The sequence below is a fragment of the Sandarakinorhabdus sp. FBCC-B8862 genome, from assembly GCF_059745315.1.
This window is the reverse complement of the sequence record NZ_CM185574.1, coordinates 694755-719430: the sequence shown is the minus strand read 5'-3', so window position 1 is coordinate 719430 and position 24676 is coordinate 694755. Positions and strand designations below refer to the sequence as shown.

The window sequence follows — 24676 nt, the reverse complement described above, 5'->3', positions numbered from 1 at the left end:
TCGCGGCAGCACAGGCAATGACGATTTTGAGCGAAAATGTCCGCCTGTGCTGTCCGGTCCTGTCCTTCCCGGTTCGCGCTCCAGCTGCCTAGCCTTGGCGCAATGACAAAAGGGGAGGTTGGGCAATGCACGGCTGGTGGCGATTGGGAGCGGCAATGCTGGCGGTGGGGCCGGCGGGAACGGCCATGGCGGCTGACACGCTGCCCGGTGAGGCGGAGGAGATCATCGTCACGGCCGAACGGCGTAGCGCCCGGGTGCAGGAAACGCCGCTGGCGCTGTCGGTGCTGGCCGGGGACGCGCTGCGGCGTGGCGGCAACCAGGGCCTCACAGAACTGGCGCAGCAGGTGCCCAGCCTGAGTTTTGCACAAAGCTTTGGCATTGCGCAGATTTTCATCCGCGGCGTCGGCAACAACTTCTTTTCGCCCGGCGGCGATCCTGGTGTCGCCACCTATGCCGACGGCGTCTATCTTTCGGATCAGGAAGCGACGGCGGTCGCCTTTCTCGATCTGGCACGGGTGGAGGTTCTGCGCGGGCCGCAGGGCGCGCTTTATGGGCGCAACGCCACTGGCGGTGCGGTCAACCTCGTGGCGGCGGCGCCAACCGACACGTTGCAGGGCCGTCTGGGCCTGACGCTGGGGGATTATGGCCGGGTGCAGGGCGATGCCGTGCTGTCGGGCCCACTGGGCGGCGGGGTGACGGCCCGGGCCAGCGTGCAATATCGCCGGCTGGCCGGGTTCAGCCGCAACGAACTGGCTGGCACGCCGGGCGCGCGCAACCGCGGCGATGCCGAGAACAGCCTGGGCGGCCGCTTGCAGCTGGCAGCGCCGCTGGGCGAAGGCCGGCTGCTGCTGAGTGCCAGCGGCTATACCCAGGATGATGCCGGGCCGGCCCTGAAGATCCTGGCCGATCCGTTCCCGCAGCCAGCCCAGTTGCTGTTCGGCGTGCGGCCGAGCAGCGATCCGCGCAGTTTCCAGAGCCAGGGCGCCGTCAACCGCCGCGACCTCTGGTCAGTCACCGCGCGGCTGGAACAGCCGTTGGGCGGGGCCGATCTGGTGGTGATCGCCGACACGCGGGGGTCAAGCCGGCTGATCACCTATGATCAGGATGGCACGGCGCGCAGCGTCGCCACCACCACGCTGGACACCGACAGCCGGCAGTCCAGCCTGGAAGCCTATCTGCAGGGCACGGCGGGCCGGGTGGACTGGCTGGCCGGCGCCACCTGGCTGCGCTTCCGCCAGAGCCGCAGCACGCGGGTGGACGGCCTGCTGCCGGGCGCCTTCCTTGATCCGACGCTGCCGCTGACCTTCCCGATCCCCTATGCCTTCGATGGTGGCGGCACGGTGACAACCGAGGCGCTGGCCGGCTATGCCGACGGCAAATGGGCGATTGGCGATCGCGTCGCGATCCGGCTGGGCGGGCGTTACAGCCATGATCTGAAACGGGCGAGCGAGTTTCTCACCTTCCTGGCGCCGACTATCACCGGCACGCAGCGGCGTGGTTGGGGCGAATGGTCGGGCAAGGCCGGCATCGATTTCACGCCGGCAGCGGGCCAGCTGGTCTATGCCTCGGTCGCGCGCGGCTTCAAATCGGGGGCGCTGAATGTTGGTGCCTTCACCCCGCCGGTGGAGCCGGAAATCAATGTGACGGTGGAAGCTGGCACCAGGCTTTCCGGCCGGGGCTGGACGTTCAATCTGACGGGCTACACATCGGATTACAGCGGCCTGCAGATCGTGCAGGTTGGCCCCTTGAGCCAGATCCTCGCCAATGCCGCATCGGCGCGCATCAACGGGGTGGAGGTGGAAGCCAGTGTGAAGCCGCTGAGCCAGCTCACGCTCAGCCTGTCGGGCAGCTGGATGGATGCCGGCTTCGGCCGCTTCCGCTCCTCCGATCAGCGGCGCGGCTTCCAGAGTTTCGATGTGTCGGGCAACCGCTTGCCGCTCACCTCGCGCTGGCAGGGCACGCTGGCGGCAGCCTGGCGGGTGCCGATGGCAGGCGAAAGCAGCCTTGAACTGAATGGACGGGCGCAATGGCGGTCGGACTATTATTTTACCGAATTCAACACGGCCGATGCCCGCCAAGGCGGTTTCGTGCGCGTTGATCTGGGCGCGGCCTGGACCAGCGCTGACGACAAATGGGTGGTGAATATCTTTGCCCGCAACCTCAGTGACCGGCGGGTCCTCTCATCACTGGCGGTGGTCTCGCCGTTGCTGGGATCGGTGCGGGTGGCCTCGCTGGAAGCGCCGCGCCATTTCGGCATTGGCCTGGAACGGCGGTTCTGATGACGATGCGCCGCGATCTTGCCGCCGTGCTGGCCCATCTGCGACAAGCGCCACCGGACGGGCTTGACCCGATTGCCGGCATGCGCGCCCTGGTTGCCAATTACGGCATGGGCTGTGCCGGGCCGGGCCTTGCCGCCTGCCGGTTGCAGCCGGTGATGATCGGCCAGATGGCGGCTGAATGGCTGGTGCCGCCGGATGCCGGCGCTGCCCGGTTGGTCTATCTTCATGGTGGCGGCTGGGTGGCGGGGTCTCCGGCCAGCCACCGGGCCATCGCTGCCGAACTGGCGCTGCGCAGCGGCCGTTCCGTGCTGGTGCCGGATTATCGGCTGGCGCCGGAGCATGTCTTTCCGGCCGGGCTGGCCGATGCCGCCGCGGCGCTGGTTCACGCGGCGGACTATGGCCCCGATGGGCCGGGGGAAGCGGCATGCCTTGCGCTGGCGGGTGATTCGGCCGGCGGCAACATGGCTGCCGTGCTGGCCCTGGGCCTTGGCCCGGCCGTGCCGGCTCTTGATCGCCTGTTGCTGATCAGTCCGTTCCTGGCGGTGGCTGCGGCACCGGATGGCTTTGCCGGGCCTGTTGATGATCCGGTGGTGGCGCTGGACGCGATGGCGCTGGTCGCCAGCCTGTATGCGCCCGGCATGGCCAGCGATGATCCGCGCATCAGCCCGCTCAATGTCGATGCGGCGGATATGGCTGGCCTGCCGCCAACGCTGATCCAGGCCAGTGCTGCCGAAACCCTGCGCGGGCAGGGACTCTTGTTTGCGCAGCGGCTGTGGGCGGCCGGGTGCTGGGCGCGGTTGTCGCTGTGGCCCGACATGCCGCATGTCTGGCACGCATTCCTCGGCCAGATTCCAGAGGCCGATGCGGCAATTGCCGAAGCGGCGGCTTTTCTCGCCGGTTGAACGCGCGGCTTGTCACGGGCGCCGAGGATTGAACCTGTTCGATGGCCGTGCCTGTTCCATCTTGTGCCGCTTGGGGGCGGCATGCCTCCAACGGCCGCAAAGGCCCGGACCAGCGTAACTGCGACCGGCCTGCGGGCCATGGCGCCCGCTGAACCAGCCGGCGCACGCGGCTATTTGCTTTCCCAGTGGGCGTATTCGGTGTTGATCGGTGGCAAGGCCGATCGGTTGTCACCGAGGGTTCGCTGCCAGAACCAGGTGGTGACGGTGATGACAAGCGCCTGGGTGCGCATGTCGACCGGGGTTGGGGTGCGGCGCATTTCCCCGCCGCTGAACAGCATGTGATCGGCGCCATCGGCAACCAGCAGATATTTCTCGCCCGCTGGCATGGCGCGATATGGCCTGGTGCGATCGGCGGCCTTCACATTGTTCAGCATCGGCAATTCGTCGGCCGTGCCGGTGACCGATAGAAACGGCATGGTGATCCGGCCAAAGGCGACATCATCGGCCTGGGCCGCCGCTGGCGCCGGGCTGAGTGCGATGGCGGCGCGCACCCGCGCATCGCCAAGACTGACGAGGCCATCGGCCGTGGCAAATTGCTGCCCGGCCACGGCCTGCACGGTTTGGGCGCCAAAGCTGTGACCGGCGATGCCGATGCGGCTGGCATCGAGCCGGGACAGCGGACAGGCGCCAATCGACTGGGGGCCGCCAACGCTGCCGATCACGAATTTCATGTCGAACACACGCGCCACATATTGGGCGGGCGTCATCCCGGCCCGCAGGGCCAGCAGCGGCCGCGTCGCACCGGCCAGCAGGCTGGCATCGGAGCCGGGATGCTGAATATGGATGACGGCAAAGCCGGCCTTCGCCCAGGCGGTGGCCCAAAGGGTGCCGGCCGCCACCGAGCCGCCAAGGCCATGGCTGAACAGGATGACTGGATGGGGGCCGGCTCCGGCCGGGAGCCGGACCCGCACTGGCAAGCGCCGGTTGTCGCGGGCTGAATCGATCAGCACGCCGTTACAAATCTGTTCTGCCTGTGCCATCGCCGTGGCAGGGGCTGCCATGGCAAGGATCATCGCGAGCGCCAGTTTCACGGGATCACCCTTTCGTCGACCAGTTTCTGCAAGACCGGTTGCCGGCGTTCGCCCGACAGCCATGCCGAAACCGCGGCTGCCACGGCCGATGGCTGTTCCGGCAGGATGGCGTGGCTTGCCCGATCAAGGCGCACCATGGTGACGTTGAGGCCCGGCGTTGCCGCCAGCGCCTGGGCATTGGCAAGTGGGGCCACTGGATCCTGTGATGGCTGGACCACCAGCATGGGAACCTGCCCGCCCGCCTGCCAACCATGTTCGCTGGTTCCCTGCACGGCCTTCGCTTGCAGGCTGGCGGCCCTGGCGCTCCAGCCACCCAGCCAGGCGGCCGGATCATGGCCGGGCGCGAAAAAGGCCAGTTGCAGCGCTTGCAGCCGTTCAGGCGCGCCTGCCTGGCCCTGCGCGGCGGCAATGCCGATGGCGCGGGCCACATCCGGCGCGATTGGCACCTGGCCGCCAGCGGCCAACAGGATGAGCGTTGAAACCCGATCGGGATGCGCAGCGGCCATGGCGCGGGCGACGCGGTTGCCAAGCGCATGGCCAACCACGGCCACCTTGATGCCCGGACACAGCGTGGACGCCACGGCGGCGGCGTCTTCGCCAAGATCGACCAGCGTTGCCGCCTCCGGGCCATCGGACGCGCCGAACCAGCGCGGTTCGTAGCGGATGACCTGGAAGCCGCGCCGGACCAGGGCCAGCCCGAGCGCATCAAAATCCGCCGGCCCGCGGCCAAGGGAGGGAATGAGCAGAACCGGGCTGCCCTGGCCGGCCACGCTGGCCACCAGCCGGGCCGGGCCATTGGCGACCGGCTGGGTGGGGGCCAGGCAGCCGGCCTGCGCCGTGCCGGCCATGCCCAGCATTGCAAGCGCCAGCATCAATCCGATCACTGCGATCCTCCCCGTTCAGAAGCGCATCCGTGCTTCGAGGCCGAAGCTTCGCGGCTCACCAACATAGGCATTGAAGGTGCCGGGCTGGATCACCCCTGCGAACACGATGGTGCGATAATATTGGTTGGTCAGATTCTGCACAAAGGCGGAAATATCCCAGCGGCCGCCGGGACTGCGCAGGCCAAGCCGGCCACCCAGCAACACATAGCCATCCTGTTCGGCGTGCGGGATCAGGGAGACGCTGGTGTTGATGTCGGACAGCAGGCGGGCATTGGCGGAAAATTGCGCTGTCCAGCCGCCTGATCCAAGGGGTTGGTCAATCTGCACCTGGCTTTGCCAGGTCCAGCGTGGCGCATTGACGATCTGTCGGCCGCGCAAGGTCACGGTTTCGGTCTCGTCGCCATAGGTGGCCTCATTGTAGACAAGGCTGGTGTTGAAGCTGAACCAGCGGGCCGGTCGCAGCGTTGCTTCCAGTTCCAGGCCACGGCTGCGCACGGCGGCCGCGTTGGAGATGGTGAAGGCGATCCCGTTGAAGGCATTTTGCTGGAAATTGCGGATGTTGGCCGTGAACAGCGTGAGCGCAAGCCGGGCACGCCCATCCAGGAAACGCCCCTTGGCGCCGAATTCATAATTGTCCACCTCTTCCGGCAGGAAGGTGGAGCCGGCTGCCCCGGCCAGGCCGCCGGTGCGATCAAGATTGAGGCCACCCGCCTTGTAGCCACGCGAGACGCTGGCATAGACCAAGCTGTTTGACGAAGGTTGCCATTGCAAGGCGGCGCTGCCGACCAGCGCGGAATCGTGGAATCGGCTGGTGAAGTCGGGCGTTGGGCAGAGTTGCTGGGCGCCGGCGGGCACACCGGCCCGGCCACAGGCCGGACTGTTAAAGGCAAATTGGCCAAAGCCGACCTTGTCCTCTTCCAGATAGCGCACGCCGATCGTGGCCTTCAGCGTTGATGAAATGCCGATGATGTTGTGTGTGAACAATGACCAGCCATTGGCATCCTGGCCGAAGCTCCGGCGCGTGTCGCCGCCGCCGACGGGATAGAGCGTGGCCAGCAACGCTGATTGTGCCGGGAAGCTGCGCTGGAAAAAGCCGGGAAGATCGCGGCCGAAGACGATTGCACTGTCCTGCCGTGTGCGCTGATCGAAATAGAAGCCGCCGATCAGCCAGTCCACGGGCCCGGCCTTGCCCTTCAGCGTCGTTTCGGCCGTGGAGAAGCGATCGCCGGTGTCTTCGAACGGTGTGTTCAGCAGATCCAGGTTCGTGAAGTCGCTGTCGCTGGCGCGGTCGGAGTGAAAATCCCGCCACGACAGGATGCTCGTCCACACGATGTCGCCAAATGTCACATCGGCCTGGGCGGACACGCCCCATTCGCTCGTGTTGGCTCGATAGGCCGAATTGCTGGCGATGGTATAATCGTCGAACCTGGATGGGACAAAGCCGCCCATGGCCGCAATGATCGGGCTGCGGGTGCCGTTGGCTATAACCGTCGCGGCACAACATTGCTCGTTCTTGCGGCTGTAATCGGCAATCAGCCGGATCGAGACGGTCTCGGAGGGATCAAATCGCAGTTGGCCCCGCAGCGCGAAGCGGTTGCGGTCGTTCGCCTGCCGGCCCGTCCCGACATCGTTCAGATAGCCATCACGCCGGTTGAACACGCCGGCCAGACGAAAGGCGAGGCGTTCATCGACAATCGGGCCGCCCACCGCGCCTGTCACCCGGACAAAGTCGAAATTGCCGTAGGCCAGCCCCGCTTCGCCCTGCCAGTCATAGCTGGGCGCCCGGGTGTGGACCAGCAGGGCGCCGGCCGTGGTGTTCTTGCCGAACAAGGTGCCTTGCGGCCCGCGCAGCACCTCGATTTGGGCAAGGTCGTACAGTTCGGAGAGGGCGATGCCCGAGCGGGCCCGGTACACACCGTCCACAAAGACCCCGACCGAGCCTTCGAGCCCGAGATTGGTGCCGCTGGTGCCGATGCCGCGCAGGCGGATGGTGGCCGCCGTGGCTTCGGAGGCGGCGGTGGTGATGACAAGGCCGGGCGCCACCCGGGCCAGATCCTGGGTGTCGCGCACCGCGGCCTGGTCCAGCTGTTCAGGTGACAGGGCCGTCACCGCCGCGGCGACCGACAGGCCGCTTTGTTGGCGCCGTGTGGCCGTGACAACGAGTTCGGGCTCGGCAACCGATGTCGCGCCGGGGACGGGTTCCGGCCTTGTTTGTGCGATGGCCGGCATGCCGGCAAGACAGGTGCACGCAAACAACCAATGCCGAACCACGGCGCAACTCCCCCCAGGGCTGATTTAACGTTACTCGTAGGTGACGTTACTGATGGGTTGCGTTAATTGCAAGTGGTCAGCGGCGGCGGCGTGGGATCTCCCAGCGTTGCTCGGTGGCCCAGCGCCAACCACGGATCATGTCGCCAATCCAGGCGGCAAAGATGGCATCTTCGGCTGCCGAACCGGTGAGCAACCAATTGGCCAGCGCCTCGAACAGGAAGCCGGTCAGGTCGCGCACCGCCATTTCGGCGCGTTGGGCCCGCAGGCTGGTCTGACCGCGCTCGGATTCGAAAAAGCCCATCAGCCAGTCGACATAGAGATTCTGCAGCCGGTCAAAGTGATGCCGGTACAGAGGGTCGCTGCGGCAATCGCGATAGAGCAGCAGAAAGGCATCAGGCCGCTGCCGCGCGGCTGCAATTGTGCCCACGGTGCCAGCGGCGTAACCGCCCCAGGGTTCTGCCTTCAACGCCTTCAATGCATCAAGGACATCGGCAAAGATTGCGCTGATCAGGGCATCCTTCGATTGAAAGCTTCGATAGACGATAACCTTCGAAACACCCACGCGGGCGGCCACATCGTCCATGGTGCCATCGCGCAGGCCACGTTCGCGGAACACGGCGGCGCCAGCATGGACGATATCAGCCTGGCGCTGGACATGATCGATCCGCGCGCGACGGCGAACGATCGGCAAATCGGCAGCGGCTGGCGATGATGGTGCAGGCTTTTGCATGGGTTTAACGTAACCGATCAGTGACTTTTCTCAAGCCGCTGCTGATTGGAGGCAGAGAGGGAGATGTTGATGCTGGCTCAAATGCCGTGGCAGATTTTGGCCAGTAAGTCTCACCAGCAGGCTATGCGACGGGCAGCCCGAGTGTGCGTGCTGTCTGAATGGCAGCTCGGGCGGCGTTGGCGCGTGCGTCGATCGCCTGGCCCTCGGCAATCTCCTGCTGGCGCACAACCATCAGCACATCGAGCCGACTGGTCATGCCCACCTCTTCGGCAGCACTGGCGCGGCGTCTGGCGGTCGAAAGCGCAGAGGCGGCCTGAACCAGCAGCAATGCTTGTTGCCTATCATTCCGCTGTGCTGCCATCGCGTCCTCGGCTTCGGCAATCGCCGCCAATGTCGCCTTTCGATAACCGGCGACGGACTCTGCCAATCGCGCCTTGGCGGCAGCCTCCTGCGCTACCAGCCGTCCGCCAGTGAAGAGGGGCAACGAAATGCCAGCGCTGGCGCCCAGCTGGACGCCGCCTGCCGTGAGCAGACTGGCCAATCCGTTGGCCAGAAATCCGGCAAAGCCCGTTATGCTGAAGCGCGGATAGCGGGCGGCGATCGCCTGTGCGACCCCGGCATCATGAACGGCGACCAGCGCAGCGGCAGCAACCACGTCTGGCCGCGCCGCCAGCAGGCTGGCCGGGCTGCCGGGATCGGGCATCGCCTTGGGATCAGGGATAGAGCCTTCGCCCAATGCGGCTGCTGCCTCACCAGGCGCCCGCCCGATCAGCACGTCCAGCCGATTGCGCCATGATTCCAGAGCGGTGCATAGCGCAAGGCGCTGCGCCCGCGTTCCAGCCAGTTGCGCATCAGCCGCATCGGCGTCGCTGGCTGGAGCGATCCCCACGGCGACACGCTCGCGCGTGAGCTTGGCCACCCTGGCATCGGTGTCCTCTCGCCTCGCCAGGAGCGAAAGGCGCTCCTGAAGGCCGCGAATCGTCACATAAGCCATCGCAACCTCGGCCACGATCGTTTGGCGGACGCCTGACAGATCGGCTGCTGCCGTCTGCCTGACGGCAAGCGCTGCCCGCTGACCGGCCGATAACCGGCCGAACAGATCAATTTCCCAATTGGCTGCGCCGTTCAGCCCATATTGTTCCACCGCCCGCTGAAATCCGGGAACCCGCGAGAAAACGCGCCCCTGCTGATCGGCAATCGACAGGCGCTGGATCGCGCCGCTGGCACCCACCGACAGTTGCGGCAGCCGCTGCCCGCGGGCCTCCTTCACGCCGGCGGCGGCCTGCTGCAGGCGCGCGGACGCTTGCTGGATACCGGGGTTGCCCTGCAAAGCCTGCGCAACCAGGCCGTTTAGAATGGGATCATTGAAGTCAGCCCACCAGCCAACCGCAGCCACCGGCGCCATCTCGGCAGGCTGGTTCTGGAAACGGGCGGGCAAATCTGGCACCTTGGGGGAAGAGGTGCCGGCTGCCACGGCGCTGGCCGGCAGCAGGACCAGGGAGGACAGTCCTGCCAACAGGGTCTTCACGGCTTTGCTCCTTGACCAATGAATAGTGAAAGGATACGTCGTTTTTCATGAAAAGCAATGGCTCTGCAGCCGAAAAGCGCAAGCCTGGTCGTCCCAGCGTGGACCGGCGTGACCAGATTCTCGACGCCGCCGAGGGACTGTACGAAACGGTCGGCTTTGAGCGCACAACCATTGGCGACGTTGCCGGTGCGCTTGGCATGTCGCCTGCGAACCTCTATCGCTTCTTTGCCAACCGACAGGCGATTGACGAGGCGGTGGTCGAGCGCCGGTTGCGGCTGGTCGAGGACACAGCCTGGGCCGAAGCGCGCAAAGCCAGCATCGACCCAGTCGGCGCTTTTGTTGGCCTGACAGTGGGCGTTTCTACCAAAACTGTTGAAATTCTGATGAAAAGTGGCCGGATGAGCGACCTTTGCCTGGCCGCATCGCGGGCGAAGTGGCCGCCGGTCCTGAGGTTCATGGGCACTTTACATGGTGCCGTTCGCCATGTGCTGGCGGAAGGACAGCGGCTGGGCGTCTTTGCCGCCGATCTTCCGCTCGAGGCGACCTGTTCGGCCGCCGAGAATGCGCTGATGGCAGTGTGGCACCCGGTCATGCTCGATGCCCGCACACTCGATGGATTGAGCGCCGAGGCCGACGCTGTTGCGCGACTGCTGTTGCGTGGCCTGCGTTCAAAAAATGAAGAATGACAAAAAATCACGCTTTTCATTAAATGTAGGCTGACCTATCATCCGTCCTGTCACTCAATCGAGGTCAAGCCGTGATGAACCTTTCCGCAGGCCACACCTGCTTCGTGGCCGTTCCATTCTTGCTTCGGCGTGCGCCCGGCGCCCCTTTGGCGGCCGCGTGTCTGGCCTTGTGGGGCTGCTCATCCGCAGAAGACGCACAGACGGTGCCGACGGTGCGGGCCGCTTCGGTGGAGGCTACCGCTGCTGGCGCCGATGATGTGCTGACGGGCGTTGTCCGCGCGCGGCACGAGACGGCGCTTGGCTTCCGAGTTGGTGGCAAGGTGACTGCGCGGCTGGTGGACGCCGGGCAGCAGGTTCGTCGCGGGCAAGTGCTGGCCATTCTCGATTCCAATGACCTTGACCTGGTGCGCGCTGCTGCTGCCGAGCAGGTGAGGGCTGCTGAAGCCAATGCCATGCGGTCGGCCGCAGATGAAGAACGCATGCGTGGCCTGGTGGCCACCGGATCCGTGTCGGCGTCCGCCTATGACGGCGCACGTGCCGCCCGCGATGCCGCCGCCGCATCTCTGACCGCGGCGCGCGCCAGCGCGGCCAACGCTGCCAATGCGGCCAGTTATGCCGTGCTGCGTGCAGACGCTGCCGGTATGGTGATGGAAACGCTGGCCGAACCGGGCCAGGTTGTTGCAGCCGGCGCGCCAGTGCTGCGCGTGGCATTGGCCGGCCAGCGCGAGGCGCTGATCACCGTGCCGGAAACACGCATTGCCGGCCTGCCGGCCACAGCCAGCGCGCAGCTGTATGGCAGCACCAGAAGGGTGCGAGCCCGGCTGCGCGAGGTTGCCGGCACGGCTGATCCTGTGACGCGCAGCTTTGCCGTGCGCTATAGGCTGGACGGCCCTGAACTGCCTTTGGGTGCGACCATCAGCCTGAACCTGGTGGATGCCGGCCGCAGCGCCCTGTCCGTGCCTCTATCGGCCCTGGTGGACCTTGGGCATGGCCAGGGCTTGTGGTTGCTGGACCGGTCCAACAAGGTCCATTTCCGCATGGTGAAACCGCTGCGACTGGAGGACGAGCGGGCTGTTCTTCCTGCCGGAAGTTTGCCGGTTGGCAGCCGTGTGGTGGCGCTGGGTGGTCATCTGCTGCGCGAAGGGTTGGCGGTGCGCCTTGAGCCGGCAGTGGAAATGCCCTGATGCGCGGGTCCAATCTTTCCGCAATCGCAGTCAGGGAACAATCCGTCACCCTGTTCCTGCTGATCGCCGTCATCGCAGCCGGCCTGTTTGGCTTCCTTCAACTTGGCCGCGCCGAGGACCCCAACTTCACGGTGAAGGGTATGACGGTCACCGCCTTTTGGCCTGGAGCCACTGCACGCGAGATGCAGGACCAGGTGGCCGACCGGCTGGAAAAGCGGCTGCAGGAGTTGCGCTATTACGACCGGGTCGAAACCCAGGCGCGGCCCGGGATTGCCACCCTCACGGTCACGTTCAAGGATACGACGCCGCCCGAAGCCGTGCCGGAACAATTCTATCAGGCTCGCAAGAAGATGGGCGACGAGGCGCTGTACCTGCCGCGCGGCGTGATCGGGCCGGTGGTCAATGATGAATATTCAGATGTCTTCTTCTCATTGATCGCCCTGCAGGCACCCGGCCTGCCGCACCGCGCACTGGTGACCGAGGCCGAGCGCATCCGCAGCACGCTGCTGCACGTCGACGGGGTCAAGAAGGTGGTGTTGATTGGTGAGCAAAAGCCACGGATCTTCGTTGAAATCTCTGCACGCCGGATCGCAACGCTGGGTATTTCGACAGATGCATTGCTGGCGGCGCTGGCCAACCAGAACCTGCTGCAGCCTGGCGCCGAGGTGCAGACCCCAGCCCGCGCGGTGCCGTTGCGCGTAACCGGCGCGTTCGATGATGTGGAAGCGGTGCGTGCGACGCCACTGGCTGTCGGAGGGCGCGTGCTTCGGCTGTCCGACGTGGCCGAGGTGCATCGCGGCTATGAAGACCCGGCCAGCTTTGAAGTCAGGCACAATGGCCGGCCGGCGCTGATGCTGGGCGTGGTGATGCGCGAAAATCACAATGGCACCGCGCTCGGCGCCGCGCTCGGCGAGACTCTCGCCGAAATCCGGCAGGGCCTGCCGCTGGGTATCAGCCTTACCGAGGTGGCCGACCAGTCTGTCAACATCGCCGAAGCCTATGGCGAATTCATGCTGAAATTTGCCGTGGCCCTTGGCGTGGTGATGGCGGTGAGCCTGATCGCGCTGGGCTGGCGGGTGGGCATTGTCGTTGCGATGTCGGTGCCGCTGACGCTGGCTGCCGTGTTCGTCATCATGTTGCTGACCGATCGCCAGTTCGATCGCATCACACTGGGCGCGCTGATCCTCAGCCTGGGGTTGCTGGTTGATGATGCGATCATTGCCATCGAGATGATGGTGGTGAAGCTGGAAGAAGGGATGGGCCGTCTTGAGGCCGCCACCTTCGCCTGGGGCGCCACTGCGGCGCCGATGCTGACCGGCACGCTGGTGACGATCATCGGCTTCCTGCCGGTGGGCTTTGCCCGCTCCACCGCCGGCGAATATGCCGGCAACATTTTCTGGATCGTCGGCTTCGCCCTCGTGATGTCGTGGCTCATCGCGGTCTATTTCACGCCGTATCTGGGCGTGAAGCTGCTGCCCGCCATTGCGCCGGTGCCGGGCGGGCATGCTGCCATCTATGCCACACCGCGCTATGCCAGGCTGCGCGCGTTGATCACCAGCGCTGTCATCCATCGCCGACGGCTGCTTCTGGCAGTGCTGTTGCTGTTCGGTGCCGCGGGCGCGCTGCTGGCGCTGGCGGTTCCCAAGCAGTTCTTCCCGTCGTCCGACCGTCCGGAACTGCTGGTGGAAGTCCATCTGCCGCACGGGTCGAGCATCGCTGCGACGCGGACCGTGGTCGGCCGGCTCGAACATGACCTGGCGCGGGAACGGGACGCTCGCTTTGTCGACGCCTATGTTGGTGGTGGTGCGCCGCGCTTCTTCCTTTCGCTCAATCCCGAGCCAGCCGATCCCAGCTTTGCCAAGCTGATCGTGCAAACCGCTGACGCCGGCGCGCGCGACCGGTTGCGCGGCCGGCTGGAGTCGCTGGTTGCCAGAGGGCGCTATCCGGAAGGCCGGGTGCGGGTGCTCACGCTGCTGTTCGGCCCGCCGGTGCCTTATCCGGTGGCATTTCGGGTGATGGGCCCGGATGCCATGGTGCTGCGCCGCATTGCCGACCAGGTTGCGGCGGTCGTGCGGGCCAACCCTGACACGCGCGGCGTCAACACGGATTGGGGCGACCGCTCGCCTGATCTGGTGCTGCAGTTTGACCAGCAGCGCCTGCGGCTGCTCGGCCTCGATCCGGCCAGCGTCGCCCGACAGGTGTCGGCGCTCGTCTCCGGCGTGACGGTGGCGCAATCGCGCAGCGGCGACCGCACCACAGATATTGTCGTGCGGGCGCCGTTGGCCGAGCGTCGATCCCTCGGGTTCCTCGGCAGCCTCGTGATTTCCACAAGCGAGGGGCGTGCCGTGACGCTGGGTCAGGTGGCAAGGCTCGTGCCGGGCAGCGAAGATCCGATCCTGAAGCGGTATGACCGCGTTCCCACGATCACGGTCCGTGCGGATGTGCGCAGGGGTGTGCAGCCGCCGGATGTGACGGCGGCGATCGTGCCGCGCTTGCGGCCCATCATGGCAGCGTTGCCGGATGGTTATCGCATCGCGGTGGCAGGATCCGTTGAGGAGTCGGCCAAGGCAAATGTCGCCTTGTTGCCGTGGTTCCCCGTGATGATCGGGCTGATGTTGACGGTGATCATGCTGCAGGTGCGCAGCTTCCGCGTGATGAGCCTCGTGTTTGCCACCGCGCCGCTCGGCCTGTTGGGTGCGGTGCCGGCATTGCTGGTCACTGGGATGCCATTTGGCTTCAACGCCATTCTGGGTCTGATCGGCCTCGCCGGGATCCTGATGCGCAACACCTTGATCCTGGTTGACCAGATCGAGACCGAACAGGCCGCTGGCATGACCGGCGACGCTGCCATCGTTGAGGCGACCGTTCGGCGTACCCGGCCGGTGCTGCTCACGGCGCTCGCCGCCGTTCTGGCCTTCCTGCCGCTTACCTTGTCCAGCTTTTGGGGGCCGCTGGCCGTGGTGCTGATTGGCGGCACGCTTGTGGGCACGCTGCTCACATTGTTCTTTCTGCCGGCATTGTTCGTGCTGTGGATGGGCCGCCACAGCCCGCCCGCAGGGGCCGCGCCGACCGCAAATGCCCCGCTGCTCCCGGCTGCTGTGTGAAGGAGAATGATCATGACGACCTGGTTGCGCGCGCTTGGTGCCCGCCTGAACGAGCTTGTTGAAATCCTTGACCCTCCACCACCACATGAAGTGTTGAGCGCGCGCGTCGCCCGGTTGGAGGCGTTGTTGTCACGACAGCTGCAGCACGGTGACAGCCCGGCAGCCAAAGATATTGGTCAGGACAATCCGGCATGAGCCCGCCGCTGTTCCTCGTGACTGGCGCAACCGGCAAAACCGGTGGCGCTGTGGCCCGCGCGTTGCTGGCGCGCGGGCTGCGCGTCCGGGCCCTGGTTCGCCAGTTCGACCACAGGGCCATCGCCCTGCGACAGGCCGGTGCCGAAATCGCGATTGGCGATCTGAACGATGATGTGCAGGTCCTGAATGCGCTCGACGGTGTGCAGCGCGCCTGGTTCGTGCCGCCTTTTGCCTTGAACATCGCGCAGCAGGCGCGCCGCTTTGCAGACGCGGCCGCCGCCAACCGCCTGGAAGTCGTGGCGGTGATGAGCCAGTGGCTGGCCAGTCCGCACCATCCGGCCCTGCTGACGCGGCTTCATGCCGAGGCGGACAGCATTTTTGCCGGCAGCCGGACCCCGGTGATCACCATCGCACCGGGCTACTTTGCAGACAATTATCTGCGCCTGATCGATTTCGCCGCCTTGCTCGGCATCCTGCCCAACCTGACTGGTGGTAGTGCCAACGCCCCGCCTTCAGATGAAGACATCGCAAGGGTTGCCGCCGCTGCGCTGGCAAATCCGGCCGATCATATCGGCAAGCGCTATCGCCCGACCGGACCGGAATTGCTGACTGTGCCGCAGATGGCACGGATCGTCAGTACGACGCTGGGCCGGCGCGTCAGGGCCGTGCCGATACCCTTCTGGTTGTTCCTCAAGGCGGCACGAATGCAGGGCGTGCCTGCCTTCGATCTCGATTGCCTGTCTTATTATGTGAAGGATCATCGCGATGGCGCGTTTGCGTTGGGGGCGCCGAACGACCATGTGTTGCGTGTCACGGGCCAACCGCCCGAACCTTTTGCTGTGACCGCCACCCGCTACGCTCAATCGCCCAAGGCTGTCCGGACGCCGGGCCGGATTTTGCAGGCCTGGTTGGATTTCATGCGCACGCCATTCAGCCCAGGCTATGATTTGCGAGCATTTGAACGGCAGGCCGGCATCAGCCGCCCGGTCGGTTCACTGTTTGCGATGGAGAACCCGATCTGGCAGGCGGACGTGGCGCAGCCGTGATCCAACCGCAGGCGCCGGTTCAGCCCGGCGCATGCGCCAGGAGCTGGGAAGGCGCGCGATGACAGCAGGCCGGCCAGGTGTTCATGACGGCGAGGCCCGGATCGCTCTGGTGTTCGCTGCATTGCGCAGCGCCAGCATTGCGCTGGCGCAACGGCGTCGCGCTTGGCCTTGTCGGCTCCAACGCGGCGATCGGGTCAGGCGCCCGCGCATGTGGTGATGCCGATATGTGCCGGCCTGGTCATTCAGAGCGACCGCAAGCCACCCTTCGGACCCCAGTTCAACGGATGGATCGGCTGAGGCAACCCCTCTGATTTTAATGGCCATTAACATGACGCGGCCTGCCGATTGACCCATCCCGGCCTCGTTCTTTCAAATGGGTGCCAGCGATGCGGCCTGTGGTTGGGTGGGCGACACGGACTCCATCGCATGTGGTTCAAATGCGCCGGGGGCACCATGATGGAACGCTTTGCCAGTCTTGTTGTTGCCAATCGCAAGCTGGTGTTGTTGTGCACCCTTCTTGTCACGTTGCTGCTGGGCCTGCAGCTGCGCAATCTGACCGTGATTGTTGATGCAGATGAGCTGCTGCCCCGCGATCATCCCTTCGTGGAGGTGACGGAGCGGGTGCAGGCGGTTTTTGGCAACCGTTACACGGTGGTGATCGGAATCACGCCGAAGCAGGGCGATGTCTGGCAGCCGGCCGTGCTCGGCAAGCTGCTGGCGGTGACCGACCGGCTGGCAGCCACACCGGGTGTGACACGTGCCAATCTGCAGAGCCTCGCGGCGCCGCGCGCCAAGGATATTGCCGGCAATGCCGATGGTCTGCTGGTCTCGCGCCTGCTTGACCATGTGCCGGGCAATCTGGCCGAGGCACGGGCCTTGCGCGAACGGCTTGCCGCCAACCCGGCCTATCGTGACGTGCTGGTGGGCCGGGACGAACGCACCGCGGCCATTTTTGTGGAGTTCGCCAAGGACCCGAAGGGCTTCGGCCATGTGATGGACAAGGTGGAAGCCGCCATTGCGCCGGCACGCGGACCGGATGTTTCAATCGCGGTTGCCGGCCAGCCGGTGTTCCTTGCTGATCTTGAGATCTTCTCCAAGCGCATGGGCTGGTTGTTGCCGATTGCCATCCTGTTGATTGGCCTGGTGCATTTCGAGGCGTTTCGCACAGTGCAGGGCCTTGTTCTGCCGCTGGTCACTGCCGTTCTGGCGCTGGTGTGGTCGCTTGGCATCATGACCTTGTTTGGCGTCCACCTTGATCCGTTCAACAATGTCACGCCAATCCTGATCCTGGCGGTTGCCGCCGGCCACGCCGTCCAGATGCTCAAGCGCTATTACGAGGAATATGATCGGTACCGCGCTGATCCGCGCGTTGATCCGCGTGCAGCCAGCCGCGCGGCGGTGATGGCATCAATGGTGCGCGTTGGGCCGGTGATGATGGGAGCCTGTGTGATTGCAGCGCTGTCGTTCCTGTCGCTGATCGTGTTCGACATTCAGGCCATCCGCACCTTTGGTGTGTTCTGTTGCCTGGGAATTCTGGCGATCGTCGTGGTGGAACTCACCTTCACGCCGGCGCTGCGCGCCATGCTGCCACCGCCTGCGGCGCGCGAAGTCGGAGCTGAAAAGTCCGTCACCGTCTGGGATCGCTTCGCCGCCCTGCTGGCCGAACAGGTGATCGACCGCACGCATCGCCGGCGCGTGTTCATCGGCGCCGGTGTTTTTGCTGCCCTGATGGTGGCCGGGGCCACACAGGTGCGCATCGACAACAGCCTGCGCAGCTTTTTCGCCGCCGATCTCCCAGCCCGCGTCGATGATCGCCTGCTCAATGCGCGACTGGCCGGCACCAACAGCTTCTATGTGCTGGTCGAAGGCACGTCGGACAACGCGATCAAGGACCCGAAAGTGCTGGCGGCAATGGCGCAGACCCAGGATTGGCTGTCGCGCCAGCCCGGCGTTGGGCACACGCTGAGCCTGGTTGACATGCTGAAGCAGATCAATCGCGGCATGACCGGTGGCACGGGCCCGGGCACGCTGCCACAGGACCCCGGGCTGATTGCCCAATATCTTCTGCTCTATTCAATGTCGGGTGAGCCGGGCGATTTCGACGGGCTGGTGGATTATGGGTACCGCAATGCCATTATCCAGGCGTTCGTGAAGACGGACAGTTCCGCGTTCGTTGCCGATCTTGATGCCCGCATCCGCCCGGTGATCGCCGCCAATTTCCCGCCCGGCGTCAAGGTGCGCCTGGGCGGCTCGATCACCACGCCAACCGCCATGAACGAGGTGATGGTGAACGGCAAGATCAAGAACATCCTGCAAATCTATGCCATGGTGTTCCTGGTTTCGGCGTTGCTGTTCCGCTCGCTCAGTCTTGCGTTGCTGATCCTGTTGCCCTTGGTTTTCACGACCGTCGCCGTGTTTGGCGTGATGGGCTTTGCCGGCATTCCGCTGCAGATCGCCACCGCCACGGTGTCGGCGCTCGCGATCGGGATCGGCGCTGATTATGCCATCTACATGACCTGGCGGTTACGTGAGGAACTCAGGGGCGGCGCCGATGAAGCCGGCGCCATCCGCGCCACCTTCGCCAGCGCCGGCAAGGCGGTGATGTTCGTCGCGACGGCTGTCGGTGCCGGTTATGCAGTGCTGATGGCTTCGGCCGGATTCAACATCCACATCTGGCTGGGCACGCTCACCGTGGTTTCGATGCTGGTGGCGGCGCTTTCCACCCTCACCTTGTTTGTGGCGGCATTGCTGGTCGTGCGTCCGCGGGTGATCTTTGGTAGTGGCGCAACACGTCTGCGCCCGGCGCTGGCTGGCATGGCTTTGGCCATTGCGTTCGGCAGCCAGGCTGTGGCCGACCGGGCGGCGGCCCAGGGGGTTGATGCGGCGCAGTTGATGGCCGACAGTCTGAAGGCCGGAAAGGCGCTGCGTTCCACGGCTGTTGGGCGCTTCATCCTGACCAACAAGGCCGGGCAGAGCCGCATTCGCCAGACGATCTCGGTCAGCGAAGCGAGGCCCGATGGCGAGAGCAATCGCCGCGTCGTGCGCTTCACCGGGCCCGCCGATATTGCCGGCACCTCTGTGCTCACCATCGAAAATCCCGGCGCCGATGATGACATCTGGGTTTATCTGCCGGCATTGAAGAAAGTGCGCCGCCTGCCAAGTTCCAGCCGCAAGGATGCCTTTGTCGGCACGGATTTCAGCTATGGCGATGTGCTCGGCCATCCCGTGGCGGAATGGAACCACCGCGTGCTGCGCAGCGAGACGCTGAACGCTGTGGCCACCCGCGTCATTGAATCGACCCCGCGTGACGGCGGCGTGACCGCCGCCACCGGTTATGGCCGCCGCCTGAGCTGGTTGCGTGCCAACGACAATGTGCTGGTGAAGGCCGAATATTATGATGCGGCCGACACGCTGGTGAAATCCTATATCGCCGAGGATGTGCGCATGGTGGATCCGGCCAATCGGCGGTTCCAGGCCATGCGCCAGACGATGCGCAATCTCACCACCGGTCACAGCACCACGATCGAATATTCCAGCTTCCGCACCGATGTGCCGGTGCCCCCAGGCCAGCTCCAGCCACGCAGCCTCGAAAATGCCCGCTGACATCGCCCCCTTGTGGCTGTTGGCGGCATCGCTGCTGACAGAGCCTCCCGGCGCGATTGACCCCGCACCCGTGGAGCAGCCGGCCCCCGTTCCAACGAATGACCCTGATGGAGCGGGGGCCGGCGAAACCATGGCCCGCAAGGGACTGGTGGATATGCTCGGCCTGCAGTTTTCGGGCCGGGCCGGCGTGTGGACGCATGACCGCGACCTGAATGGCAAAACCGTGGTGCCGATGCTGGGCCTGCGCGCCCGCATCGCGCCACGGGCCGGAGACATTGATGGCCGTGCGGAAGCCTATGTCCAGATCGACCGTTCGGGCCGCTGGCGCACTGACGCTGTGGAAGCCTGGGCCCGACTGGCAGCTGGCGAGATCGAACTGCGCGGCGGTCGCCAGATCATCGTCTGGGGCCGGGCCGACCGGCTTAACCCCACCGACAATCTGGCGGGCCGGGATTACACGCTGCTGGCTGCGAATGATGATGATCAGCGCCAGGGCCCAGCCATGGTGCAGGCGCGCTGGGGCCGAGGCAACATTACAATTGATGCGATCTGGCTGCCAGAGTTCCGCCCGAATATCTTTCCGTTGGAACGCAATCGCCCTGGGATCGATGTGCTGCCCGATGAACGGCGTCGGGCCAGCAACCAGTTTGCCCTGAAGCTGGATTCCAGCGGCGGTGCCGTGGATTGGTCACTCTCGTGGTTTCGGGGCATTGATCGCAATCGTGATTTCACCGCGCGGCCGGCGCGGCCGGGCACGATTGCCGCCCTGCAACAGACATTCCCCGACATCAGCGTGCTGGGTGCCGATGCTGCCGGCACGATTGGTGCCTTGGGCTGGCGCGCGGAAGCCGCGTACACGCGCGTGCTGGGGCCCGACACGCCGTTCATCAAGAATGACAATCTGTGGATCGTGGCCGGCGGTGACCTCAACCTTTCCGGCGGTTGGAATATAAATCTGCAATATAGCCTGCGGGTGATCTTCAATCATGCCGATCCGCGGCAGTTGCTTGATCCCGTCGCCCGCAGCATCGCCACCCTGTCGGCAGCAGTCAACAATCAGCTGGATCGCACGCAGAATGGCTTCACCGCTCGGCTGGCGCGCCGTTTTGCCAATGACACCGCTGAAGCCGAGATTGCCATCATCCATTATGTCGAACCGGGTGACACCGCGATCCGGCCGCGACTTTCCACCAGCATCCGTGATGGCCTGCGTGTGGCGGTGGGGGCCGACATCTTCACCGGCCCGCTCAACAGTTATTTCGGGCGTGTCCGCTCGCTGTCGGCAGGCTGGTTGCAACTCACGGCGGGGTATTGAGCCATGATCAAGTTGTTTGGACGGATGCTGCCGGTCCTGGTCCGGGCGCACGGCGCGCCAACCCTTCCAGCCACCCAGACCGTTGCCAGCAATTTTCGCGTCTTGCCGCACGACATTGATATCAATCGGCATCTGAACAACGGGCGTTACCTGCAACTCATCGACCTGAACCGGGCAGAATGGTTGATCCGCACCGGGATTTGGGCGGTGATCCGGCAAAACCGCTGGAAACCGATTCTCGGGGCGGTCAGCATCCAGTATCGTCGCGAGCTGAGGCTGTGGGATCATGCCCGGATCGAGACCAGTCTGTTGGGGTGGGACAATCGCTGGACCTTTCTCGAGCACCGGGTGCTGAACCACAGTGGACGCACGATGGCGCTCTCGTTCGCCAAGGCCGGCTTTCGCAGCCGCGGGCGCTGGGTGGATCCTGCCGACCTGCGTGCGCAGTTGCCCTACCCACTCAGCCCGATGGAGTTGCCCGGCCACCTGCAGCCGCTTCTGACCTTCGACGAGCCATTGGAGCCCAGTCAGGCGCCCCGGCTGCGTGCGCTTGGATAGCCGGCATTCTGCCACTGTTCTTTTGAATATTATCCTGCAATATGAAATTCTTGGTCACAGTTGCGTAACAATTCACATCATGAATGGTCGCCCCGACGTAACATCGATTCTGGTCGTGGAAGATGATCCCATCGTCCGCAGCATTGTCACTGCATCCTTGGGGGCGGCAGGCTTTCTTGTGCGCGAGGCTGAAACCGGCGACGCAGCGCGCGCAAGCTTTGCTGAACAGCCTGCAGACCTGGTGCTCATTGATATCCGTCTGCCAGACGGATCAGGCCATGATGTCGCCGCAAGTCTGCAGAGGCTGGGCAATCCGGCGGTGATCTTCCTGACCGGTCTCAGCGGTGTGCAGGATCGTGTTCGGGGACTGGACCTGGCCGATGATTATCTGATCAAGCCGGTCGAACTGGATGAACTGCGCGCGCGCGTTCGTGCCGTGCTGCGGCGCTGGCGGCGCGGGATGCCATCCGGTTCGACACGAAATCTTGCGGGTTGGACGCTCGATCTGGTCCGCCGCGAACTGGCCGATCCACAAGGAAACGTGCTGCGGTTGACGCGTGCGGAATTCGATGTCTTCGCGGCTTTGGTGCAAGCCGAAGGCGCTGTGCTGTCGCGCGAATATCTGCTGGAAGTGAGCGGCTCTGCCGACAGCGGCACCAATGCGCGCAGCATCGACGTGTTGGTGAGCCGGATCCGGCGCCGGCTCGCTCACAGCCCGCTCTGCGCTGCGGTGCAAACAGTGGCCGGGCAGGGCTATCGCTGGCGGTTCAACCCGTGAAGGGCGGCCTCCATCCGCGGCATGACGGATCGTGCGCTTGCAACCAAATGTTCGACTGCGCAGGCGCCAGCTTCCGCGTCAGCCAGCATTGCAGCAAGGGCTGTAAATCCAAGGCTGGCCGCACTGCCCTTCAGTCGGTGCAGATGATCAGCCAACTCGCCATCGGAAACCGTCGCCAGCACGCCAAGTCCGTCGGCCAGCGCGCAAGCCAGCGCCACAAGCCTGTCGTGGCCCATCAGGGCCAGCAACTGCCCCAGGCGAGCTGCATCAATATCGTCCATTTCCAGTCAGTTGCACCATGGCATCCCTGACAATGCAACCCTTTCTCGCTGTTCGGCCATGGCCAGCACGCCCGCAGAAGCTGTCGGAAACCCTGTTGCTCAACCTCATTGTTGCCTTGGCCTATTTCTGCACTGGCATGGCCGGGCTGAAACTGGCCTTTGTTGGTGACGTGGTTACGTTGTTCTGGCCACCATCGGGCATCGCATTTGCTGCCATGTGGATCGGCGGCCGACGTCTGGTGTGGGGCGTGGTTGCCGGTGCCTTTGCGGTGAACGCCGTCCAGATGGCGCAATTGCCATTCGCTGCGCTGGTAGCAGTGGGCAATGCCCTGCCGGCCCTGGTTGCGACCACGATGCTCCGGACGCGCATCGAACAGCGCAGCAGCGCAGGCGAGGAACCGGGTGAATTGTGGCGGGTTCTCCTGTTCATTCTGTATGCCGCCCTTGGCAGCACCACAATATCGGCAACGGTTGGAACATTTGCCGTTGCCGCTGCCGATCCGGGCACGGGGCCGGCGTCATCGGCCTGGCTGGTGTGGTGGATGGGCGATGCCATGGGTGTTCTCATCGTTGGACCGCCCATCTTGCTATGGGATCGCTATCTGAGGCAGCTACCCAGCCTTCGCGACATTTTCGATGCGGCTGCCTTCGCCATGGCCGGTATCGGCATAATCGCAGGGCTTTTGCTGATAAACAATCCAATCTGGGCAGTGGAATTGTGCAAGCTGTTCACCCTGTTGCTCAGCCTGTGGGCGGGCGCGCGCTTTGGTTTGACTGGGCCGGCCGCGGTCACGTTGTTGATGGCATCTGGCGGTGTTGCCGTCACGCTGCTCGGCGTTGGTCCGTTCAAGCGTGACAGCTTCTACGACAGTTTCGCGCTGCTCCATTCTTATCTGTTCGCCGAAGCCATTGCCGGCATGTTGCTGGCCGCTGCCCTTGCGGATTTGCGCAGGACCGTGCGTGCCGAGAAGGTCGCGCGGGCTGCCGCCGAGCGTGCATCGTCCGACCGGATAAGGCTGTTGACGATGATCAGCCACGATGTGCGAACGCCGCTTGCAGGGATGATGGGGGTTCTTCAGCAGTTCGAGCGCGCTCCGCTCAATGATGAACAACGTCGCCTGGCGGGCCTTGGGTTGCGCGCCGGCCGTGTGCTGACAACATTGGTCACCGACATTCTGGATGTTGCGCGCGCGGACGCTGGGCGCATTGTGCTCAATCCGGCGCCATTCAGCCCAGCGCAATCCATTTTGGATGTCATCGACATTGTTGCAACGCTGGCTGCCAACAAGGGCATAACACTGTCAGCAATTGGGCAGGACCGCTTGCCCGCATGGGTGATGGGTGACCGTGCCCGCTTTGAACAGGTGCTCGGCAATCTTGTCACCAATGCCATCAACTATAGCAACGACGGATCGGTCAGCATCGTGACCGGATGGCATCAGGGCGCGCTCATGCCGCTGGTCATGGAGATCAGCGACACGGGCCCCGGCATTGCGCCTGACCGCGTGCCAAATCTGTTTGATGCCTTCGTCTTGGAGCCAAAGGCGGGCAATCGTTCAGCGGGCCTCGGCCTTGGTCTGCATATTTGCCGGCGGCTGGTGGAACTGATGGGCGGCAATATCAGCTATCGCGCCCGGCCGACGGGTGGCAGTCAATTCCGCATTGAATTGCCTTTGCCGGCTGTAAAGGCGAAGGATGCGCCCACTGTCGCGCCCGCTGATCCGCCCCGTCGCATCCTGTTGGTCGAGGATGATCCGATTGCCGCAGCCGTCACCACAAGCCTGCTCGTCAGCCATGGCCACGACGTCGTCACCGCAGACACGTCGAGCAGTGCCATTGATATGCTGGTGCAGGTGGCGCCTGATCTGGTGCTGATGGATATCAGCATCGATGGTGACGCGGAAGGCGGCCTCGCCGCGGTTCGCCGCATTCGGGCGCTCGATGGCCCGATAAGTCTGGTCAGTCTCGTGGCGCTCACGGCACACGCTGCGCGCGATGACCATGCCCATTATCTTGCGGCCGGTCTTGATGCCGTGCTGGTCAAGCCGCTGGTGCTGGAGGGCGGGCTCGCCGCAACGCTGGCCCGCGCCACCACGCGCGAGAATCTGGGCGTTTGAGCTTTGCCGGCGCGGCCAACGTTAGCATTGTGATCTCGCGTTCCTTGCGCAACTCCAATTGCAAAACATTTCGAAAAGAACCTCAATTCGCTGCCTGAACAATGATGCATGTGGACAATTGCAA

The 24676-nt window shown here is 64.7% G+C and carries 18 protein-coding genes; 12 read left to right on the top strand and 6 right to left on the bottom strand.

Annotation, left to right across the window (positions count from 1 at the left end; all coding sequences use genetic code 11):
- Nucleotides 1-185 precede the first annotated feature (185 nt).
- Entirely contained in the window at nt 186-2279 is a 2094-nt protein-coding gene (locus AC6BOR_RS03415) for a TonB-dependent receptor (RefSeq protein ID WP_498059810.1), read from the top strand.
- The gene (locus tag AC6BOR_RS03410; RefSeq protein ID WP_498059809.1) at nt 2279-3181 is read left to right on the top strand and encodes an alpha/beta hydrolase fold domain-containing protein; all 903 of its coding nucleotides are present in this window, start codon (nt 2279-2281) and stop codon (nt 3179-3181) included. The genes AC6BOR_RS03415 and AC6BOR_RS03410 overlap by 1 nt, the downstream gene beginning before the upstream one ends.
- Nucleotides 3182-3351: 170 nt before the next feature.
- Here the strand turns inward: AC6BOR_RS03410 and AC6BOR_RS03405 are convergent, their stop codons facing one another.
- The 5 genes from AC6BOR_RS03405 to AC6BOR_RS03385 form a co-directional block, all read right to left on the bottom strand.
- Entirely contained in the window at nt 3352-4272 is a 921-nt protein-coding gene (locus tag AC6BOR_RS03405; RefSeq protein ID WP_498059808.1) for an alpha/beta hydrolase family protein, read from the bottom strand.
- Complete coding sequence (locus tag AC6BOR_RS03400; RefSeq protein ID WP_498059807.1) at nt 4269-5144, bottom strand: alpha/beta fold hydrolase; 876 nt, start codon at nt 5142-5144, stop codon at nt 4269-4271. Before AC6BOR_RS03400 ends, AC6BOR_RS03405 begins: the two co-directional genes overlap by 4 nt.
- A 27-nt stretch (nt 5145-5171) precedes the next feature.
- The gene (locus tag AC6BOR_RS03395) at nt 5172-7385 is read right to left on the bottom strand and encodes a TonB-dependent receptor (RefSeq protein ID WP_498059806.1); all 2214 of its coding nucleotides are present in this window, start codon (nt 7383-7385) and stop codon (nt 5172-5174) included.
- A 118-nt stretch (nt 7386-7503) separates the two neighbouring features.
- The gene (locus AC6BOR_RS03390; protein WP_498059805.1) at nt 7504-8118 is read right to left on the bottom strand and encodes a TetR/AcrR family transcriptional regulator; all 615 of its coding nucleotides are present in this window, start codon (nt 8116-8118) and stop codon (nt 7504-7506) included.
- 160 nt (nt 8119-8278) lie between these two features.
- Nucleotides 8279-9685 carry an efflux transporter outer membrane subunit gene (locus AC6BOR_RS03385; RefSeq protein WP_498059804.1) on the bottom strand — a complete coding sequence of 469 codons (1407 nt, stop codon included), beginning with the start codon at nt 9683-9685 and terminating at the stop codon, nt 8279-8281.
- A gap of 47 nt (nt 9686-9732) precedes the next feature.
- Between AC6BOR_RS03385 and AC6BOR_RS03380 the strand changes: the two genes are divergently transcribed.
- From AC6BOR_RS03380 to AC6BOR_RS03340, 9 genes are all read left to right on the top strand, one after another.
- Nucleotides 9733-10371: a TetR/AcrR family transcriptional regulator gene (locus AC6BOR_RS03380; protein ID WP_498059803.1), complete on the top strand. Its 639-nt coding sequence runs from the start codon at nt 9733-9735 to the stop codon at nt 10369-10371.
- Nucleotides 10372-10574: 203 nt separating this feature from the next.
- Complete coding sequence (locus AC6BOR_RS03375) at nt 10575-11555, top strand: efflux RND transporter periplasmic adaptor subunit (RefSeq protein WP_498059802.1); 981 nt, start codon at nt 10575-10577, stop codon at nt 11553-11555.
- The gene (locus AC6BOR_RS03370; protein ID WP_498059801.1) at nt 11555-14659 is read left to right on the top strand and encodes an efflux RND transporter permease subunit; all 3105 of its coding nucleotides are present in this window, start codon (nt 11555-11557) and stop codon (nt 14657-14659) included. Before AC6BOR_RS03375 ends, AC6BOR_RS03370 begins: the two co-directional genes overlap by 1 nt.
- A gap of 6 nt (nt 14660-14665) precedes the next feature.
- Nucleotides 14666-14854, top strand: a complete 189-nt coding sequence (locus AC6BOR_RS03365) for a hypothetical protein (protein ID WP_498059800.1) — start codon at nt 14666-14668, stop codon at nt 14852-14854.
- Complete coding sequence (locus tag AC6BOR_RS03360) at nt 14851-15900, top strand: NmrA family NAD(P)-binding protein (RefSeq protein ID WP_498059799.1); 1050 nt, start codon at nt 14851-14853, stop codon at nt 15898-15900. Before AC6BOR_RS03365 ends, AC6BOR_RS03360 begins: the two co-directional genes overlap by 4 nt.
- A 453-nt stretch (nt 15901-16353) precedes the next feature.
- On the top strand, nt 16354-19503 hold the full coding sequence (locus AC6BOR_RS03355) for an outer membrane lipoprotein-sorting protein (RefSeq protein ID WP_498059798.1): 3150 nt from the start codon (nt 16354-16356) through the stop codon (nt 19501-19503).
- A gap of 130 nt (nt 19504-19633) precedes the next feature.
- Nucleotides 19634-20818, top strand: a complete 1185-nt coding sequence (locus AC6BOR_RS03350; protein ID WP_498059797.1) for a hypothetical protein — start codon at nt 19634-19636, stop codon at nt 20816-20818.
- Nucleotides 20819-20821: 3 nt separating this feature from the next.
- A complete protein-coding gene (locus AC6BOR_RS03345) occupies nt 20822-21376 on the top strand; it encodes an acyl-CoA thioesterase (protein WP_498059796.1) in 555 nt (184 codons plus the stop codon).
- Nucleotides 21363-22154 (top strand): response regulator transcription factor, encoded by a 792-nt coding sequence (locus tag AC6BOR_RS03340; RefSeq protein WP_498059795.1) that lies wholly within the window; start codon nt 21363-21365, stop codon nt 22152-22154. Before AC6BOR_RS03345 ends, AC6BOR_RS03340 begins: the two co-directional genes overlap by 14 nt.
- On the opposite strand, the gene AC6BOR_RS03335 is transcribed toward AC6BOR_RS03340, so the two are convergent.
- Nucleotides 22130-22435, bottom strand: coding sequence for an Hpt domain-containing protein (locus AC6BOR_RS03335; protein ID WP_498059794.1), 306 nt, complete (start codon nt 22433-22435; stop codon nt 22130-22132). The two genes, AC6BOR_RS03340 and AC6BOR_RS03335, sit on opposite strands and share 25 nt — an antisense overlap.
- Nucleotides 22436-22530: 95 nt before the next feature.
- Here AC6BOR_RS03335 and AC6BOR_RS03330 point away from each other — a divergent pair, with 95 nt between their 5' ends.
- Nucleotides 22531-24552 carry a sensor histidine kinase gene (locus AC6BOR_RS03330; protein ID WP_498059793.1) on the top strand — a complete coding sequence of 674 codons (2022 nt, stop codon included), beginning with the start codon at nt 22531-22533 and terminating at the stop codon, nt 24550-24552.
- Nucleotides 24553-24676: the final 124 nt, after the last annotated feature.

What these genes read in the sequence shown, in the direction of transcription:
- AC6BOR_RS03415 (WP_498059810.1), top strand. Translation starts at nt 186, where the DNA reads ATGGCGGCTGACACGCTGCCCGGTGAGGCGGAGGAGATCATCGTCACG.
- AC6BOR_RS03410 (WP_498059809.1), top strand. Translation starts at nt 2,279, where the DNA reads ATGACGATGCGCCGCGATCTTGCCGCCGTGCTGGCCCATCTGCGACAA.
- AC6BOR_RS03400 (WP_498059807.1), bottom strand. Translation starts at nt 5,144, where the DNA reads ATGCTGGCGCTTGCAATGCTGGGCATGGCCGGCACGGCGCAGGCCGGC.
- AC6BOR_RS03395 (WP_498059806.1), bottom strand. Translation starts at nt 7,385, where the DNA reads ATGCCGGCCATCGCACAAACAAGGCCGGAACCCGTCCCCGGCGCGACA.
- AC6BOR_RS03380 (WP_498059803.1), top strand. Translation starts at nt 9,733, where the DNA reads ATGAAAAGCAATGGCTCTGCAGCCGAAAAGCGCAAGCCTGGTCGTCCC.
- AC6BOR_RS03370 (WP_498059801.1), top strand. Translation starts at nt 11,555, where the DNA reads ATGCGCGGGTCCAATCTTTCCGCAATCGCAGTCAGGGAACAATCCGTC.
- AC6BOR_RS03365 (WP_498059800.1), top strand. Translation starts at nt 14,666, where the DNA reads ATGATCATGACGACCTGGTTGCGCGCGCTTGGTGCCCGCCTGAACGAG.
- AC6BOR_RS03360 (WP_498059799.1), top strand. Translation starts at nt 14,851, where the DNA reads ATGAGCCCGCCGCTGTTCCTCGTGACTGGCGCAACCGGCAAAACCGGT.
- AC6BOR_RS03355 (WP_498059798.1), top strand. Translation starts at nt 16,354, where the DNA reads ATGATGGAACGCTTTGCCAGTCTTGTTGTTGCCAATCGCAAGCTGGTG.
- AC6BOR_RS03350 (WP_498059797.1), top strand. Translation starts at nt 19,634, where the DNA reads ATGGCCCGCAAGGGACTGGTGGATATGCTCGGCCTGCAGTTTTCGGGC.
- AC6BOR_RS03345 (WP_498059796.1), top strand. Translation starts at nt 20,822, where the DNA reads ATGATCAAGTTGTTTGGACGGATGCTGCCGGTCCTGGTCCGGGCGCAC.
- AC6BOR_RS03335 (WP_498059794.1), bottom strand. Translation starts at nt 22,435, where the DNA reads ATGGACGATATTGATGCAGCTCGCCTGGGGCAGTTGCTGGCCCTGATG.